Genomic DNA, 17,050 nt, shown 5'->3' with positions numbered 1-17,050 from the left:
CCTGCCTACTCAGTTTCGTCAGACAACGCCAGCGAAACCCAGAGCGCCGCCGGCGATCAACAGCCACAGCGGATTGAGCCGTGTTGCCGCCGTGAGCATTGCGGCGGCCGCGGTGACGAGCGCGGTCGGACGGCACATCGCCGGCGTCGCGACTTTCGCACCGGCGATTCCGGCGACCTGATAGCCGATCAACGTGACGATCAGGACGTTGGGGATGCCGGAGACGATCGCGCGATCGCATAGGCGTCGGCGAATTGAACGTCGGCGTGAGGCACCTCGACGACGATGCGATGGATCTCCGGCACCGCGGCGTTGGCGCCGATCGCGAACAGCGACATCCGGGCGAATGTCGCGGCCAGACGGCTCCCTACCAACGACCACCGGCATTCTTGCCGGCTGCCTTTTCCCCTCCGGCCGGGCTGACCGGATAACTTACGTTTTGCCGGCGAACGCCCTTCCGCCCCAAGCCATTGCCCCCTATATTGGGAAGGTCGGGGCAACCCGACTATGGAAATAAATGGCCGTCGTAATAAACCATTCGGACCCGGGGGCAGTACCCGGCGCCTCCACCCAAGCCCGCCTGTTTCGAGTTGGAAGCGCGGGCTTCGGCGGGGGCGAAACAGGATCGACGAGGGCGTAAAGGGCTTGCTTTTTCCCGGTATTGTTCCGCCGTTATCGGGCTATGCAATAGTTGCCAACGACAACTATGCTCCGGTTGCTCAGGCTGCGTAACGCAGTTTGAAAGACCAAGTCTGAAGTCCTGACGGGTTAAGCTCCGTTTGGCGGGGTTCGGAGGCACCTGGCAACAGAAGCCTCCACTTTACTTTTCCTCCACCTCCCCTGGTGCCTTCCGTCGACGCCGGGGAGCACAATAATTCCAACGTGATGCCTGCTGACCCCGGGCCTTTGCCGGGTTACGATCCGTCCGGTCGGCGCGAGTCGGGCCCTGATGCCGATGGTGATCAGTGTCGAAACGTCCGGCGACGGGACCAGCGAGCACAGCACGAGGCGGGCACAGGACAGGTCATGGCCACCGATCACATCCGATACGACGTCCTCGCGCGCGAAGCCTTGCGCGGCGTGCTGCGGCAGGTCCTGACCGACGTCGCTCAGCACGGCCTGCCCGGCGAGCACCACTTCTTCATCACCTTCCTGTCCAAGGCCGATGGCGTGAAGCTGTCGCCACGGCTGCTGGCGCAATATCCGGAGGAGATGACCGTCATCCTCCAGCATCAATTCTGGGATCTGGTGGTGACCGAGGATCGTTTCGAGGTCGGGCTGTCGTTCGGCGGCATTCCGGAGCGGCTGGTGGTGCCGTTTTCGTCGATCAAGAGCTTCTTCGATCCGTCGGTGCAGTTCGGCCTGCAATTCGAAGCCGGTGACGGCGCCGCTGAAGCTGCCGACACCGACGCCCCGGAGATCGCCCCCCCGGCTCCGAGCCCGGCTTTGCCCGCCGCGGCCGATTCCGGGCCTGCCGAAATTGCCGCCGACGAGGCGGTCAAATCCGAAGGCGCCGAAGTGGTGCGGCTCGATCGCTTCCGCAAGAAATAGGGTTTCGCGCAGCCGTCGCGCCCCCTCCGCCGGCCGCGGCGCGGCCTGCGGGGTTCTTTACGATTCCCCCGCTGACCGACAGGACGACCGCGATGGCCCGTAAGCCCGATGCCCCCAAGCTGGGGGCGACCCGCAGCGAAACCGACAGCTTCGGTCCGATCGAGGTCGCCGCCGACCGCTACTGGGGCGCGCAGACCGAACGCTCGCGGCAGAACTTCCGGATCGGCCGGGAGCGGATGCCGATCGGCCTCGTGCACGCGCTCGGCATCGTCAAGCTCGCCGCCGCCGAGACCAATCGCGAACTCGGCCTGCTCGACCAGCGCCGCGCCGGCGCCATCGTCCGCGCGGCACGCGAAGTGATCGACGGCAAGCTCGACGATCACTTCCCGCTGGTGGTGTGGCAGACCGGCTCCGGCACCCAGACCAACATGAACCTCAACGAGGTGATCGCCAACCGCGCCAACGAGCTGCTCGGCGGCGAGCGCGGCAGCAAGACGCCGGTCCATCCCAACGACCACGTCAACATGAGCCAGTCGTCGAACGACTCGTTCCCGACCGCGATGCACATCGCCGCCGCGCAGGCGATCGTCGCCGATCTGATCCCCGGCCTGACGATGCTGCACGACGCGCTGCGCGCCAAGGAGAAAGCCTTCGCCAAGATCGTCAAGATCGGCCGCACCCATACCCAGGACGCCACCCCGCTGACGCTCGGCCAGGAGTTTTCCGGCTACGCCGCGCAGGTCGCGAGCAGCCTGGCCCGGCTGAAGCTCGCGGTGAAGGAACTGTATCCGCTGGCGCAGGGCGGCACCGCGGTCGGCACCGGCCTCAACACCCACCCGAAATTCGCCAAGGCGTTCGCCAAGCGCGCCGCCGCGCTGACCGAGCTGCCGTTCGTCACCGCGCCGAACAAATTCGAGGCGCTGGCGAGTAACGACGCTTACGTCTCGGTGCACGGCGCAATCAACGCCGCCGCGACCGCGCTGTTCAAGATCGCCAACGATATCCGCCTGCTCGGCTCAGGGCCACGCTCGGGACTCGGCGAGCTGATCCTGCCGGAGAACGAGCCGGGCTCCTCGATCATGCCCGGCAAGGTCAACCCGACGCAATGCGAAGCGCTGACGATGGTGTGCTGCCAGGTGTTCGGCAATCACACCACCATCACCGTCGCCGGCAGCCAGGGTCACTTCGAACTCAACGTCTACAAGCCGGTGATGGCGCAGGCGATGCTGCAGTCGGTCGGGCTGCTGGCCGACGCCGCGCGGTCGTTCACCACCCATTGCGTCGACGGCATTCGCGCCGACGAAGTCCGGATCGGCGAACTGATGCAGCGCTCCTTGATGCTGGTGACCGCGCTGGCGCCGAAGATCGGCTACGACAACGCCGCGAAGATCGCCAAATCCGCGCATCAGCGCGGCACCACCCTGAAACAGGAGGCGTTGCGGCTCGGCCTGGTGAGCGAAGCCGAGTTCGACCGGCTGGTCCGTCCGGACAATATGACGCATCCTGGATGAGCCGTGCCGTCGCGCAGACTGACCAAAAATGCCATTTTGGAAATTGATGTAAATCATATCCCTTGCTCGTGCGGATTGATCAACTTGATCTCGCAGCGTTGTGATTTGGTAATTTTAATCCGCCGTCGGCGGGCCGGAATTAGCAGCAACCTGCAGCGGTGAGGACTGTATTCTTGATGGTGATCGAGCCGCCTATGGCTTCGTGCATTCGTGCCCGGCCCTGAGCGACGCCCGTTGCCGATTAGTCGATAATGGGTGTTCGTAATGGTGGATGTGGTCAATTTGAGACGTTTCAAGAAACGGGCGGAGCGGGAAGCAGCCGCGAAGCTCGCCGACGTCAATCGTGCGCGATTTGGCAGGACCAAATCGCAGCGTGCGAGCGACGAGCATCGGGTCGGTCGCGCCAATGAACTGCTGGATCAACATGTAATCGGTGGCGAGGACGCGTCATGAAATCGCCGGTCGTCAAACGATCGATCGTGGTCGCGGGCCACAAGACCAGTGTCAGCCTCGAAGAGGCGTTCTGGAACGGCATGAAGGAGATCTCCGGCGTGCGGGACATGACTTTGTCCGAGCTCGTCGGTGAAATCGACGGCAATCGTCAGCAGGGCAATCTGTCGTCGGCGATTCGCCTGTTCGTGCTGGACTACTTCCGCAGCCGCGCGATGCAGCAACCGCAGCAGCCACAGCCCGTGGTCGAAGCCAAGGTCGATAGCAGCATCGTGGCGCACTGATCGACTTCGTCGGTTGGTGCGCAGTTAGTTGGCCGCCCGCGAATTGTTCGGGGGCGTGAGAACCAAAGGCGGGCGCGACCGGGACGGTCGCGCGTCGCCCGGTGCGGGTTTGATTTCCAGAGCCGGCGGTAGCGGCGCTAGCTTCTCGCGTGTGCCGGGCTTGTCGCTGGTCGCGGCTTGGGGCGGCCCAGCTTGGGGCGTCGCGGTTCGGGGCGGCACGGCTTGGGGCAGCGGTGCAACGGGCACAGGCTTCGGCGTGGCGGCCCGTGGTGATGGCTGCGATGGCGACGGCTGTGACGGCGCGCGGCGCGGGTCGGCATCCGGCAACGGCACCAGCGGTGAGGCCGCGCCCTGCTGCGACTCGGTCGGCGCGGGCCCGTTCGATGGCGCTGCCTTCGACGGCGCTGCTGGTGCAAGGCTGTTCTGCGCCGGATTCGCTGCGGCAATCGGCGCCGCTCCGTCGGAAGCCGGACGCGACGCCGGCAATGCCGGCGGTTTCGCCTCCTGCTCCAGGCTTTCCAGCTTCTTGGTCTCGCGATCGATCCGCTGCACCGTCAACCAGGACGACAGCGCCGACAGATCGACGTTGCGCGTCAGCCGCTCCGGCGGGCCGGCTGCGAAAATCCGGATGTCGGGCGGAAGCCCCGGGCCGGTGCCGGTCAGCGCCAGCGTGGCGCGCAGATCGGCCTGCCCCGCCGGGATGTCGTAGCCGCCCGAGATCACCGCCCGCGCGCCCTTGGCGGTCAGCGGCGTGGCCGCGACCCGCAGACGCCCGTCGGCGAGGCTGAGCGGGAACTGCGCGCTGTCGACCGCAAGCGTTCCACCCGACAGAACCGGCTCGACCATCCGGGCGAGGCTGGCTTCGTCGATCGGTGTCGGCGACTCGCCGGCCCGCATCGCGACCTCGAACGCCTTGGGATCGAGCCCAGGGATTTGCGCCCGCTCCAGCGTCAGCGTGCCGCCGCCGGCCAGAGCGCCGCCCAGCGCCGAAGCGCTGCGGCCGACGCTGTCGAGCGTGATCTGCAGCGACGCTTTGGCCGCCGGCATCGCCTGCTCACCGTAACGCAGCGCCGACGCATCCGCACCTGCCAGCCCGACATCGGCGTCGAACGCGACGCCGGCATCGCCCGGCCTGGCGTGCAGCACGACTTTGGCGTCGCCGCCGCCGAGCTTGCCCTTGGCGTCCAGCGTCAGGGTCCGGCCGTCGTGGCGCAATAGGCCGCCGAACGGCTGCAGCTCGGCGCCCCCGGGCAGCGTCGCGCGCAGCGCCTGGAAAGCGACCTTGCCGCGCCAGCCATGCAGCAGGCCGCGGCCGAGCGGCTCGGCCGGATCGTGGCCGGTGACGCCGAGCGCCAGCTGCAGCGCCGGCCCGAGCGCCAGCGCATCGAGACCGGCCTCGCCATCGACGCCGATCTCGTCGCCGAGCGTCAGCGCCAGCCGCCCGCGCAGACGCGCGCCGCCGAGGCCGGCGTCGATCTCGTTGAAGCTCCACTGCCGGCCGGCGACCGCGAGCCGCGAGGTCGCGCTGATCCTCGCTGCATCGCCGCCCGCCGCAGCAAGGTCGAACAGCGGCGCCAGATCGACCCGGCGCGCATTCAGCGACAGCGTCGCCTTCGGTTCGGCCGCCCACGGCTCGACCGGGCCGTCGGCCGCGATGTCGAGAGCTGCGCTCGTCAGATGCGCCTTCACCTTCAGCGGCCCGCCCCACGCGCCGGACGCGGCGAGGTCGAGCGTACCGCCGCCCTCGCCGGCGGCGATCGCCCGATCGAGCCCGAGCAAGGTCAACAACGAGACGCCGCGCTCGGCCGACAATTTGCCGCTCAGGCTGATGTTGCTGCGACTGAGCGCGTCCGCCTTGAGATCCCCGATGTCGGCGCCGCTCGGCGTCGCCTTCAGAGTTACCGTACCCTTGAGCGGCCGGCTGTCGATCTGCGCCACCGCGCCCGCATTGACCTGCCCGGCCTTCGCCTTGTCGGCCTCGAGTGTCAGCGCGATCGAAATCCGCGCATCGCCTGGCGCGGCGCCGGGCCCCTCGCCGATGGTCTTCAGCCGTGCGGCGATGGTCGGCGCGACCTGATCGAGCGCGTCGGCGATCGGGCGCAGCGACGGCGCGAGCGCCGCGAGATTGAGCCGACCGATGGCGTTGGCGCGATCGAGCCGGCCGTCGCCTTGCAGCGTCACGCCGCTTGCACTCCGGGCCTCGAGCTGATCGAGCGAGACGGTGCCGGGTCCGTAGCCGAACTTCGTCCGCAACGGCCGCCAGATCTGGCCGCCGGATGTGGCCTCTTCGAGATCGAGCGCGACGCTCGCCTGCTCCGGCCAGTTGTCGCGCGGACCCGCCAGCGAATGCCACAATTCGGTGGCGGCATCGAGATCGACCCGGTCGCCCGCCAGCACGGCCTCGATCCGGCCGCCGCGATCGACCGTCCGGCTGGTGGCGATGCGGCCCCGCAGCGTGCCGCCATCCGCCTCGATCGTCAGCGGATCGATCGTGACCGCGTCGGTCGACGCGGCGACGCGGCCCTGCATCCGCAAGGGCTTCGCCGGACCGACCCGTGTCGGCGCGCGCCCCTGCAGCCACGCGGTGAGCAGATCGGGATCGGCGGACTCGATCGTCAGCGTACCGTTGAACTGATCCGACGCGCCGGCCGGCCCGCCACCCCCGCTCAGCGCCAGCCGCGAACCGCCGGGCGCCCGCAGGGCGAAGCGATCGATCCGCCACATCGCGCGGTCGGAGCGCAGCTCCGCGGCAATTTCGGTCAGCGGCCGGCCGCCGAGCATGATCTGCTCGGCGTCGAGCACGAGCCGCATCGGTAGCGGCGGCTGCGGCGTCATGCCGATGCGGTCGCGCAATTGCCGCAGCCAGCCCGCCGGGTCGTCGCCCTCCGCGGCCAGCAGCCTGTCGCCGTCGAGCTGGCGCGCCGCCAATCTGGCGGTGAGCAGCGGCGCTGCGCCGAACCGGACGTCGCCGGAACCGGCGAGCTTCAGCGCGCGCTCCTCAGCCCCCCAGCTGACGTCGAGCTGATCCAGCGCCGCCAGCGCGGGATCGGCTTTCACCTTCGCCGAGATCCGCCACGGCGTGCGCGAGCCGTCGGGCGCGGCCGTCGCCGAGAGCATGGCGGTGCCCTCGAACCGCGGCGAGCGGCCGGCGAATGCCAGCACGCCGTCGAGATCGGCCGTCACGCCACGCCCGGCCTGATCGACCGTGAGGTGCAGTCGCGTGCCATCGTTCGTCGCCTGACTCGTCCCTTGGCTCGCCGCCGCCCGCCCGGCCGACAGCCGGAACGGATAGCGCGTGCCGTGCATCAGGAAATTGCCGTCGCCGCGCAGCGAGGTGCCCTGGGCGCGCAGATCGCCGGCGAAAGCGATGTCGCTGAGTTCGAGCGTGGAGCGGCTGGCGGCGTCGTGCAGCGCGATCCGGCCGGTCAGATTGAGCCGGTCGATCGACAGCGCGGCGAGGTCGGACAGGCCGGAGGCCGGCCAGTCGAGCCGGCCGTCGGCATCGAGCCCGAGGTCGAGCGCAAAGCCGTTGACCGAGAGTTCGTCGGCGCGCCATTCGCCGCGCATCAGCGCGCCGAGGCTGAATTCGACATCGAGCTTGGCGGCGCGGATGCGGCCGGGATCGTTAGCGCCGCCGATGGTGACGTCGCGCAGCCGTAGCGTCGGCGTCGGCAACAGCCTCGCGTCGAGGTCGCCCGCGACCCGGACCGGCGCGCCGGCGAGCCGCGTCGCCTCGGTCTCGAACTGATCGCGGAACTGATTCCAGTCGACCACGAAAGGCCCGACCAGGGCGGCGAGCAGCGCCACAATCAGCGCGATGGCCAGGCCGAGCAAGGTCGTCTGCAACGCGTGTGTCCCCCCGGGCGATCAGCCTGCCCCGGCCAACGATCATTAGCTCCGTCTTATCAACGCATAACAACGAATGATGGCGAACTCACAGCAATTTCCGCCGCACATCAGGGTGAGGCGGAAATATCAACACTTCAAAGCCCTTGCGGCAGGATCTTGCCGGGATTGAAGATGTTTTGCGGGTCAAGCGCCTGCTTGATCGCGCGCATCGCCTGCAGCGCCTCGATGCCGAGTTCGGCTTGAAGATATTTCTGCTTGCCCTGACCGATGCCGTGTTCGCCGGTGCAGGTGCCGTCCATTGCCTGCGCCCGCTCGACCAGACGGTGCATGAACTCATCGGCGCGCGCCATCTCGTCGGCGTCGTTGACGTCGCATAGCAGCGAGCAATGGAAATTGCCGTCGCCGACATGGCCGACGATCGGCGCCAGCAGGCCGAGCCGCGCCATGTCCTGCTCAGTCTCGGCGACGCAATCGGCCAGCCGGGAGATCGGCACGCAGACATCGGTGGCGACCACGCCGACGCCGTCGCCGGGCCGCAGCGCCCGCACCGACCAATAGGCGTCGTGCCGGGCCTGCCAGAGCTTGTTGCGGTCTTCGGGCCGCGTCGTCCAGGTGAAGTCGCCGCCGCCGCAATCCTTGGCGATCGCGCCGAAATTCTTCGACTGCTCGCCGACCTCGACCTCGCTGCCGTGGAATTCCAGCAGCAGCAGCGGCGTCTCCGGCAGCGTCAGCTTGGAATAGGCGTTGACGGCCCTGACCTGGGACTCGCTGAGCAGCTCGATCCGCGCCAGCGGGATGCCGGTCTGGATCGCCAGGATCACCGCCTGGCAGGCGTCGGTGACCGACGAAAACGAGCACGAGGCCGCCGCGATCACCTCGGGGATGCCGCGCAGCTTGATGGTCAGTTCCGAAATGATGCCGAGCGTGCCCTCGCTGCCGACGAACAGATGCGTCAGGTCGTAGCCGGCGGCGGACTTTTTGGCGCGGGTGCCGGTGGTGATGATCTCGCCGTCGCCGCGAACGACTTTCAGCGCCAGCACGTTGTCGCGCATGGTGCCGTAGCGGACCGCATTGGTGCCGGAGGCGCGCGTCGCCGCCATGCCGCCGATCGAGGCGTCGGCGCCCGGATCGATCGGGAAGAACAGGCCCTGGTCGCGAAGGTCCTCGTTCAGAGCCTTGCGGGTGACGCCGGGCTGGATCACGCAGTCGAGATCCTCGGCATGAACGCTGAGGATCTTGTTCATGTCGCGCAGGTCGATCGAAATGCCGCCAGCCGGGGCGTTGACGTGGCCCTCCAGCGAGGTGCCGGTGCCGAACGCGATCACCGGCACGCGGTATTTGGCACAAATGCGCACCACGTCCTGGATGTCCGCCGTCTCCTGCGCCATCACCACCGCGTCCGGCGGCTGGTTCGGCAGCCAGGTGGTGGTGTGGCCGTGCTGTTCGCGAACCGCGAGCGACGTGACGAGACGGTTGCCGAACCGCGCCGCGAGCGCTTCAATGGCGCTGGCCACGGCCTGCGGCTCGGCGCGCTTCGGCGTGTTGGTGATGGTCAGGCCCACGATAAAAATCCTCCGGATCGGATCGACCGTGGCAAAGGATACCGGAGGGGTCAAGGGAGGAGCATTTGACTTTGGAAGCAGATCGCAACGTCGACGCCGGCAGCATCGCCGCGCCGTTCGTCACCACCGTGATGCAGATCGAACCGGCCTGGATCGACTACAACGGCCACCTCAACATGGCCTACTACAATGTGCTGTTCGATCGCTCGATCGATCAGATGTGGCTCGAACTGGGGATTGGTCCGGACTATCTGAAAACCCGCGGCGGCTCGACCTTCACGGCGGAGTGCCACGTGCGCTATCTGCGCGAGGTGCATCTCGGCGACCCGGTGCGGGTGCACGTCTACCTGATCGCAGCGGACGAAAAACGCATTCACACCTTCGAGGAACTGCGCCACGCCGAGGAAGGCTGGCTGTCGGCGACGTCCGAGAACATGACGATGCATGTCGACATGGGCGTCCGCAAAGTCGCGCCGTTTCCGCCCGACATCCGCGCCCGGATCGAGCGCGTCGCCGAGGCGCATCGCGCGGCGCCGCGGCCCGAGGGCATCGGACGAAGCATCGCAATGCCCTCGAAGCGCGCGGAGCCGGTGCGCTAGACTCGCGTGCGGCCGCGAACCAGGCCGACCACCGCGGAGACTAGGAAAAGCACGATCGCGATGAAGAAGATCACCTTGGCGATTTCGATCGAGGCGCCGGCGATGCCGCCGAAGCCGAGCAGACCCGCGATCAACGCGACGACCAGAAAAGTGACAACCCAACCCAGCATGAGACCATCTCCGTTTCGCTTGGGACTTGTCCGCGCGGGACGTCCCTGAGGACCTTGGCTCGGCGAGCGAACAGCCGCGCCGTCTGGCGAACCAATCCGTCGCCGGAACGAAAGTTCCGGCGCGTTTCCGTGCGCGCAGGGCCATAATTTGCAGCGTGTTTGCGGAACGAAAATTCGTGGACGCCTGTGTTTGCGGGGCCGCCTTGCGCGGGACAACCTGTCGTTTCGGGCTCGCAGACCCCATATCGCCGGATAATCCTGCTATGAAGGCTCCCCATCGCAAGCCCGCGGTGCCAACGTGGGTCAAAGACGATTCGCATGACTGAACCGAACAAGCGCGCCAATCCCGACCTCTCCGGCTATCAGCCCGCCGCCGGCGGCATCGCCGCGCGGGCGCGCGCCTCCGCGGCGCCGGCCTATCTGTCGGGGCTCAATCCGGAGCAGCGCGAGGCGGTCGAGACGCTGGACGGCCCGGTGCTGGTGCTGGCCGGCGCGGGCACCGGCAAGACCCGGGTGCTGACGACGCGGATCGCCCACATCCTCTCCACCGGCCGCGCCCGCCCCGCCGAGATCCTGTCGGTGACCTTCACCAACAAGGCCGCGCGCGAGATGAAGCTGCGGCTGGGGCAGATGCTCGGCCAGGCGGTCGAGGGCATGCCGTGGCTCGGCACCTTCCATTCCATCGGCGGCCGCATCCTGCGCTATCACGCCGAACTGGTGCAGCTCACCTCGAACTTCACCGTGCTCGACACCGACGACCAGATAAGGCTGCTGAAGCAGCTCCTCGCCGCCGACAATATCGACGACAAGCGCTGGCCGGCGCGGATGCTGGCCGGGCTGATCGACGGCTGGAAGAACCGCGGCCTGACGCCGTCGCAGGTGCCCGCCGGCGAAGCCGCGAGCTTCGGCAACGGCCGCGGCGGCAAGCTCTACGCCGCCTATCAGGAGCGGCTGAAAGTGCTGAACGCCGCCGATTTCGGCGATCTGCTGCTGGAGAACATAAGGCTGTTCCGCGAGCACCCCGACGTGCTGCGGCAATATCAAAGCCGCTTCAAGTTCATCCTGGTCGACGAGTATCAGGACACGAACGTCGCGCAGTATCTCTGGCTGCGGCTGCTGTCGCAGGCGCCGTCGTCCTCCTCGTCGTCATTGCCGGGCTTGACCCGGCAATCCATCATTTCTCAAGAAGATGGATCACCGGGTCGCGACGCTTCGCGTCGGCCCGGTGATGACGACAGAACAAGCGGCGATGTCGCTGCGCCTTCCTCGCCCCCCAAAAACATCTGCTGCGTCGGCGACGACGATCAGTCGATCTATGGCTGGCGCGGTGCCGAGGTCGACAACATCCTGCGCTTCGACCACGATTTCCCCGGCGCCAAGGTCATTCGCCTCGAACGCAATTATCGCTCGACCGGCCACATCCTCGCCGCCGCCTCGCATCTGATCGCCCATAACGAAGGCCGGCTCGGCAAGACGCTGCGCACCGAGGACGTCGACGGCGAGATGGTCACCGTCACCGGCGCGTGGGACTCCGAGGAAGAAGCCCGAGGCATCGGCGAGGAGATCGAGCAGCTGCAGCGCCAGGGCCACAAGCTCAACGAGATCGCCATCCTGGTGCGCGCCTCGTTCCAGATGCGCGAATTCGAAGACCGCTTCGTCACCCTCGGCCTGCCCTATCGCGTCATCGGCGGTCCGCGGTTCTACGAGCGCGCCGAAATCCGCGACGCGCTGGCGTATCTGCGCGTGATCAATTCGCCGGCCGACGATCTCGCCTTCGAGCGCATCGTCAACGTGCCGAAGCGCGGCCTCGGCGACGCCACCGTGCAGCTCTTGCACGACCACGCCCGCAAGCGCCGCATTCCGCTGTTCGAAGCGTCGCGGCTGGTGGTCGAGACCGACGAGCTGAAGCCGAAGGCGCGCAGTTCGCTGCGCGGGCTGATCGAGAATTTCGAGCGCTGGCAGGTGCAGCGCAACGCGCTGTCGCATACCGAACTCGCCGAGATCGTGCTCGACGAGAGCGGCTACACCGAGATGTGGCAGAAGGACCGCTCCGCCGACGCCGCCGGCCGGCTGGAGAACCTGAAGGAACTCGTCCGCTCGATGGAGGAGTTCGAGAACCTGCAAGGATTTCTCGAACACATCTCGCTGGTGATGGACCGCGACGGCGCCGCCGACGAGGACGCCGTCAGCGTGATGACGCTGCATTCCGCCAAGGGCCTGGAATTCGAGACGGTGTTCCTGCCCGGCTGGGAGGAAGGCCTGTTTCCACATCAGCGCGCGCTCGACGATCAGGGCCGCGCCGGGCTGGAAGAAGAACGCCGCCTCGCCCATGTCGGCATTACGCGGGCGAGGCGCCGGGCGAAGTTGTACTTCGCCACCAACCGCCGCATCCACGGCACCTGGAACACCACGATCCCGTCGCGCTTTCTCGACGAACTGCCGCAGGCCAATGTCGAGATCACCGAGTCGAAAGGCGGCTCCGGCTGGGGCGGCATGAGCGGCTACGGCCCGTCGCGCTTCGACAATGTCGAATCGTTCGGCTCCAGCTACTCGACGCCGGGCTGGCAGCGCGCCCAGGCGCAACGTAAAAACGGCGGCGGCCGCAGCGGCGGCGGCGGTTTCAGCGAAAGCGGCGCGTCCTACTCATCCAGCCCCCGCCGCGCCCCGTTCACCATCGAAGGCGAACTGGTCGCCAAATCCACCGGCACCGACTCCGACTTCACCGTCAGCGACCGGGTGTTTCATCAAAAGTTCGGCTACGGCCAAGTGACGAAAATCGACGGCAACAAGCTCACCATCGCCTTCGACAAGGCCGGCGAAAAGAAGGTGGTCGATAGTTTCGTGCAGCGGGTGTAGAGGCCACGATGGTTCACTACGTCGCCTTGATCCACCAGGACGCTGACGGCAGCTACAGCGTGTCGTTTCCCGATATCCCCGGGGTCGTCACCGCCGGCGAGACGCTGGAAGAGGCGAAGGAAGAAGCCGCCGAGGTGCTCGTCTTCGCGGCCGAGGATTGGACCAACCCGGATGGCTCGACCGTGTTCAATCCGCCACGCACGATCGACGAGTTGCGCAAAGACCCCGCCTTCGTCGAAGACAGCAAGGACGCAATCGTCGCCCTGATCGAATACCCCGCCCGTGCCCACGCGGCGGAATAGATGCTTCGGAGAGGATATCACTTTCGACAAAGCCGCTTGGTTTGCGCGATGCCAAAAATTTTCTTGGGGATTCGTCGGTTGACGTGCTCTGCATGGCTTTAGCTTCGGAGGTCATCGAATCACAGGAGATGACCCGTGCTTGCAACGAGCCGCGACATTGTCCGCCGTCTTGAACGTGAAGGCTGGACCTGCGTCCGCATCACCGGATCGCATCACGTTTTCAAGCATCCGGATCGCAAGGATATCGTAACTGTGCCGCATCCCAAGAAGGACTTGGGAAAGGGGCTTGTTCGTGCCATTTATAAGGGCGCAGGCTGGAAGCCCGATTGAGGTTCGCCATGACCCACTACATCGCCATCATCGAAGAAGCCGGACCGGAATTCGCGGTCGGTGTCTGGTTTCCCGATCTGCCGGGCTGCGTCTCGGCGGGCGATGATGTCGACGAGGCGTTGCGCAATGCGCCCGAGGCGCTGGCGCTATATCTCGAAGAGGTCGAGCAAGAGGGCAAACCGCTGCCGAAGCCGCGCACGCTGACCGAGTTGAAGGCCGATCCCGAAGCGGCCGAGGACATCCGGAATTACATCGTCGCCCTGATCGAATACCCCGCCCGCGCCCACGCGGCCGAATAGGAGCCGCCGCGGCGCAGGGATTGCTGGCGCATTTGGCGCCACCTGTCGGTTGCGCCCGCCCGCCTGCGTCCTTATGTAACCGACCCGCGTGACAGGCTGTGCCCGCAGCCTCTTGTTCAGCGTCCCAGCCTGCGAGCCCCATGGCCCCGATCATTTCCATCTCCAATCTCAGCAAGACCTATGGCACCGGCCGCAAGGCGCTGAACGGCATCGACCTCGACATCATGCGGGGCGAGATCTTCGCGCTGCTGGGGCCCAACGGCGCCGGCAAGACGACGCTGATCGGCACGATCTGCGGCCTCGTCAATGCCACCGAGGGCAAGGTCAGCGTCGACGGCCACGATATCGTCGAGGGCTATCGCGCGGCGCGCGAGATGATCGGACTGGTGCCGCAGGAGCTGCACACCGACGCGTTCGAATCGGTCTGGGACACGGTGACGTTTTCCCGCGGCCTGTTCGGCAAGGCGAAGAACCCGGCCCATATCGAGAAGGTGCTGCGCGACCTGTCGCTATGGGACCGCAAGGACAGCAAGATCATCACGCTGTCCGGCGGCATGAAGCGCCGGGTGATGATCGCCAAAGCGCTGTCCCACGAGCCGCAGATCCTGTTCCTCGACGAGCCGACCGCCGGAGTCGACGTCGAATTGCGCAAGGGGATGTGGGAGGTGGTGCGCGCGCTGAAGGCGACCGGCGTCACCATTATTCTCACCACTCATTACATCGAGGAAGCCGAGGAAATGGCCGACCGCGTCGGCGTCATCAACAACGGCGAACTCATCCTGGTCGAGGAAAAGGCCGCGCTGATGCGGAAGCTCGGCAAGAAGCAGCTCGAACTGTATCTCGACGAGCCGCTCGGCGCGATCCCGCCGCAGCTCGCGGCCTACGATCTGGCGCTCGCCGACGACGGCCGCAAGCTGGTCTACACCTACGACACCCGCGCCGGGCACACCGGCATCACCGCGCTGCTCGGCGACATCCGCGCCGCCGGCATCCGTTTCCACGATCTCGACACCAGCCAGTCGTCGCTGGAAGAGATCTTCGTCAGCCTGGTGAGGGCGTGAGCATGAACCATCGGGCCATCAAGGCGATCTATCTGTTCGAGATGGCGCGGACCTGGCGGACGCTGATGCAGAGCATCGTCTCGCCGGTGCTGTCGACCTCGCTGTATTTCATCGTGTTCGGCGCGGCGATCGGCTCGCGGATCGATCAGATCGAGGGCGTCAGCTATGGCAGCTTCATCGTGCCCGGGCTGATCATGCTGAGCGTGCTGACGCAGAGCGTGGCGAACGCGTCGTTCGGCATCTACTTCCCGAAATTCACCGGCACGATCTACGAGATCCTGTCGGCGCCGGTGTCGTTCCTGGAAATCGCGCTCGGCTATGTCGGCGCGGCGGCGACCAAGTCGATCATCCTCGGCCTGATCATCCTCGCCACCGCCTGGCTGTTCGTGCCGCTGAAGATCGCGCATCCGCTGTGGATGCTGAGTTTTCTGGTGCTGACCTCGGTGGCGTTCAGCCTGCTCGGCTTCATCATCGGGATCTGGGCCGACGGCTTCGAGAAACTGCAGATCGTGCCGCTGTTGATCATCACGCCGCTGACGTTTCTCGGCGGCAGCTTCTATTCGATCTCGATGCTGCCGCCGATCTGGCAGACCATCGCGCTGTTCAACCCGGTGGTCTATCTCGTCTCCGGCTTCCGCTGGAGCTTCTACGAGATCTCCGACGTCGATATCGGCATCAGCGTCGCCGCGACCTGCGGCTTTCTACTCGCCGGAATGGCCGTGGTGTGGTGGATCTTCAAGACCGGCTACCGGCTGAAGGCCTGATGGTCCGGATGCCGAGCGATCGGACAAAGAAAAAGGCGCGACCCGAACGGCCGCGCCTTCTTTGGAAACCTTCGCCGGATCAGCGGCGATAGCAGCGGAAATTGCCGCTGCGGGTGTAGTAGCCCTTGCAGCGATGGCCGCGATGATAGCGCACGCCGCGGTTCGGAAGACCGAGCACGCCGTTGACCGCACCCACCGCGCCGCCGACGCCGGCGCCGATCGCGCCGCCGACCACACCGCCCACCGGCCCAGCCGCGCGATTGCCTTCGCGCGAGCCTTCCTGCGCGCCGCGGACGATGCCCTGGGCATGGCCGATCGTCGGGATCGCCAGCAGCGCCAGCGCCAGCGCGGCTGCGGCCAGCATCGCCTTCAGCGACGACTGGTCGGCGCGAATGGCGAGCGTCTTGGTTTTCGTTCTCATTGATGTGAATCCTTCGGGATTGTCCCCCGATCGATCGTCGGAGCAGACTTGCCGCACATCAACTCGCAGCGACCGGTTCGGTTCCATCCAGCCCCGATTTTGCCGCAGCTCGGTCTTGGCCCCGCCCGGCGCAGCGGCGAATTAACGATGCCCACGGTTTTCGACCTGCGGCGCGGCCGGCACTGGAAACTGCGCGGGCCACTATGCATATTACCGTCGGGGACGGGGCGTGAAGTCGAAGGATCGGGCCGAGGAGGCCGTCAAGCATGCGTTCGTATCTCGTTTCCCTCGCCGGCCTGATCCTGCTGGCGACCGCCGGCACCGCGCAGGCGAAAGTCGCGATCACCGTCGACAAGGACAATCAGCAAATGACCGTCGCGGTCGATGGCGTCGAGCGCTATCGCTGGCCGGTCTCGACCGGAAACCCGTCGCACGAAACGCCGAACGGATCGTTCCAAACCTTCCGGATGGAGCCCGATCATTATTCGAAGGAGTTCGACGATGCGCCGATGCCGCACGCGATCTTCTTCACCAAGCGCGGCCACGCCATCCACGGCACCGACGCCGCCGGCAAGCTCGGCGTGCCGGTGTCGCACGGCTGCGTGCGACTGTCGCGCGAGAACGCGTCGAAGCTCTATGCGCTGGTCGAGAAGGACGGCGTGCTCAACACCACCGTCACCCTCACCGGATCGTCGCGCGTGGCGCTGGCGCGGCAGCCGGCCAACCGGACGGCCACCGCGGCGGCGCGCCGCGCTCCGGCGCCGGTCTATGACAGCGCCGGCGAGCCGGTCGAACTGGCGCCGCGCGCGCAGCCACGTGTGGTCGCGCCGCAGGTCGTGGACGACGGCTACATCTATCCGGCCGACGGCAGCGACAGCCGCCGCTACCCGGCTCCTCCCGGCTATCGCCGCGGCTACGCCCAGCCGCAGTATCAGCACTCGGATGAAGACGCCTACGCGGCCCAGGTCTATCAACCGCAGCGCTACTACCAGCCGCGCGGCTATTACGGCGGCTACTCGGCGTATTGAGCCGATGTGACGC

General features: G+C 66.7%; 16 protein-coding genes, 1 other RNA gene and 1 pseudogene. 13 read left to right on the top strand and 5 right to left on the bottom strand.

Annotated features, from left to right (window positions below; all coding sequences use genetic code 11):
- Positions 1 to 18 precede the first annotated feature (18 nt).
- Positions 19 to 338: pseudogene (locus RPB_RS24105) on the bottom strand (chromate transporter).
- Between the two features lie 113 nt (positions 339 to 451).
- On the opposite strand from RPB_RS24105, the gene ssrA reads away from it, so the two are divergent.
- The 5 genes from ssrA to RPB_RS10195 all read left to right on the top strand — a co-directional run bounded on the left by ssrA (position 452) and on the right by RPB_RS10195 (position 3,796).
- Positions 452 to 820, top strand: a transfer-messenger RNA (tmRNA) gene (gene ssrA / locus RPB_RS24100).
- Positions 821 to 1,026: 206 nt separating this feature from the next.
- Complete coding sequence (locus RPB_RS10210; RefSeq protein WP_011440927.1) at positions 1,027 to 1,551, top strand: SspB family protein; 525 nt, start codon at positions 1,027 to 1,029, stop codon at positions 1,549 to 1,551.
- A gap of 92 nt (positions 1,552 to 1,643) precedes the next feature.
- The gene (gene fumC / locus RPB_RS10205) at positions 1,644 to 3,062 is read left to right on the top strand and encodes a class II fumarate hydratase (RefSeq protein ID WP_011440926.1); all 1,419 of its coding nucleotides are present in this window, start codon (positions 1,644 to 1,646) and stop codon (positions 3,060 to 3,062) included.
- Between the two features lie 264 nt (positions 3,063 to 3,326).
- Complete coding sequence (locus tag RPB_RS10200) at positions 3,327 to 3,515, top strand: DUF4169 family protein (RefSeq protein WP_011440925.1); 189 nt, start codon at positions 3,327 to 3,329, stop codon at positions 3,513 to 3,515.
- Positions 3,512 to 3,796, top strand: coding sequence for a ribbon-helix-helix domain-containing protein (locus tag RPB_RS10195; RefSeq protein ID WP_011440924.1), 285 nt, complete (start codon positions 3,512 to 3,514; stop codon positions 3,794 to 3,796). The genes RPB_RS10200 and RPB_RS10195 overlap by 4 nt, the downstream gene beginning before the upstream one ends.
- Before the next feature lie 24 nt (positions 3,797 to 3,820).
- Here the strand turns inward: RPB_RS10195 and RPB_RS10190 are convergent, their stop codons facing one another.
- Both RPB_RS10190 and RPB_RS10185 read right to left on the bottom strand, forming a co-directional pair.
- Positions 3,821 to 7,642 (bottom strand): AsmA family protein, encoded by a 3,822-nt coding sequence (locus RPB_RS10190; protein WP_011440923.1) that lies wholly within the window; start codon positions 7,640 to 7,642, stop codon positions 3,821 to 3,823.
- Between the two features lie 137 nt (positions 7,643 to 7,779).
- A complete protein-coding gene (locus tag RPB_RS10185; protein WP_011440922.1) occupies positions 7,780 to 9,207 on the bottom strand; it encodes an FAD-binding oxidoreductase in 1,428 nt (475 codons plus the stop codon).
- A gap of 65 nt (positions 9,208 to 9,272) precedes the next feature.
- Between RPB_RS10185 and RPB_RS10180 the strand changes: the two genes are divergently transcribed.
- Positions 9,273 to 9,806, top strand: coding sequence for a thioesterase family protein (locus tag RPB_RS10180; protein ID WP_011440921.1), 534 nt, complete (start codon positions 9,273 to 9,275; stop codon positions 9,804 to 9,806).
- On the opposite strand, the gene RPB_RS24095 is transcribed toward RPB_RS10180, so the two are convergent.
- Positions 9,803 to 9,976: a DUF1328 domain-containing protein gene (locus RPB_RS24095; protein ID WP_011440920.1), complete on the bottom strand. Its 174-nt coding sequence runs from the start codon at positions 9,974 to 9,976 to the stop codon at positions 9,803 to 9,805. The two genes, RPB_RS10180 and RPB_RS24095, sit on opposite strands and share 4 nt — an antisense overlap.
- A gap of 318 nt (positions 9,977 to 10,294) precedes the next feature.
- On the opposite strand from RPB_RS24095, the gene RPB_RS10170 reads away from it, so the two are divergent.
- The 6 genes from RPB_RS10170 to RPB_RS10150 all read left to right on the top strand — a co-directional run bounded on the left by RPB_RS10170 (position 10,295) and on the right by RPB_RS10150 (position 15,588).
- Complete coding sequence (locus RPB_RS10170) at positions 10,295 to 12,832, top strand: ATP-dependent helicase (RefSeq protein ID WP_011440919.1); 2,538 nt, start codon at positions 10,295 to 10,297, stop codon at positions 12,830 to 12,832.
- Positions 12,833 to 12,840: 8 nt separating this feature from the next.
- Complete coding sequence (locus RPB_RS10165) at positions 12,841 to 13,134, top strand: type II toxin-antitoxin system HicB family antitoxin (protein WP_011440918.1); 294 nt, start codon at positions 12,841 to 12,843, stop codon at positions 13,132 to 13,134.
- Between the two features lie 135 nt (positions 13,135 to 13,269).
- Positions 13,270 to 13,464 carry a type II toxin-antitoxin system HicA family toxin gene (locus tag RPB_RS24090; RefSeq protein ID WP_011440917.1) on the top strand — a complete coding sequence of 65 codons (195 nt, stop codon included), beginning with the start codon at positions 13,270 to 13,272 and terminating at the stop codon, positions 13,462 to 13,464.
- Between the two features lie 8 nt (positions 13,465 to 13,472).
- On the top strand, positions 13,473 to 13,763 hold the full coding sequence (locus RPB_RS10160; RefSeq protein WP_011440916.1) for a type II toxin-antitoxin system HicB family antitoxin: 291 nt from the start codon (positions 13,473 to 13,475) through the stop codon (positions 13,761 to 13,763).
- A 140-nt stretch (positions 13,764 to 13,903) separates the two neighbouring features.
- Positions 13,904 to 14,824 carry an ABC transporter ATP-binding protein gene (locus tag RPB_RS10155; protein WP_011440915.1) on the top strand — a complete coding sequence of 307 codons (921 nt, stop codon included), beginning with the start codon at positions 13,904 to 13,906 and terminating at the stop codon, positions 14,822 to 14,824.
- A 2-nt stretch (positions 14,825 to 14,826) separates the two neighbouring features.
- Positions 14,827 to 15,588, top strand: a complete 762-nt coding sequence (locus RPB_RS10150; protein WP_011440914.1) for an ABC transporter permease — start codon at positions 14,827 to 14,829, stop codon at positions 15,586 to 15,588.
- A 79-nt stretch (positions 15,589 to 15,667) separates the two neighbouring features.
- On the opposite strand, the gene RPB_RS10145 is transcribed toward RPB_RS10150, so the two are convergent.
- A complete protein-coding gene (locus tag RPB_RS10145; RefSeq protein ID WP_041798180.1) occupies positions 15,668 to 16,009 on the bottom strand; it encodes a hypothetical protein in 342 nt (113 codons plus the stop codon).
- A gap of 266 nt (positions 16,010 to 16,275) precedes the next feature.
- On the opposite strand from RPB_RS10145, the gene RPB_RS10140 reads away from it, so the two are divergent.
- Positions 16,276 to 17,037 carry a L,D-transpeptidase gene (locus tag RPB_RS10140; RefSeq protein WP_011440912.1) on the top strand — a complete coding sequence of 254 codons (762 nt, stop codon included), beginning with the start codon at positions 16,276 to 16,278 and terminating at the stop codon, positions 17,035 to 17,037.
- Positions 17,038 to 17,050 lie beyond the last annotated feature (13 nt).

It is taken from the genome of Rhodopseudomonas palustris HaA2, assembly GCF_000013365.1.
Lineage (GTDB): Bacteria > Pseudomonadota > Alphaproteobacteria > Rhizobiales > Xanthobacteraceae > Rhodopseudomonas > Rhodopseudomonas palustris_J.
The sequence above is the reverse complement of the archived record's forward strand: the minus strand, read 5'-3'. Positions and strand labels throughout refer to the sequence as shown.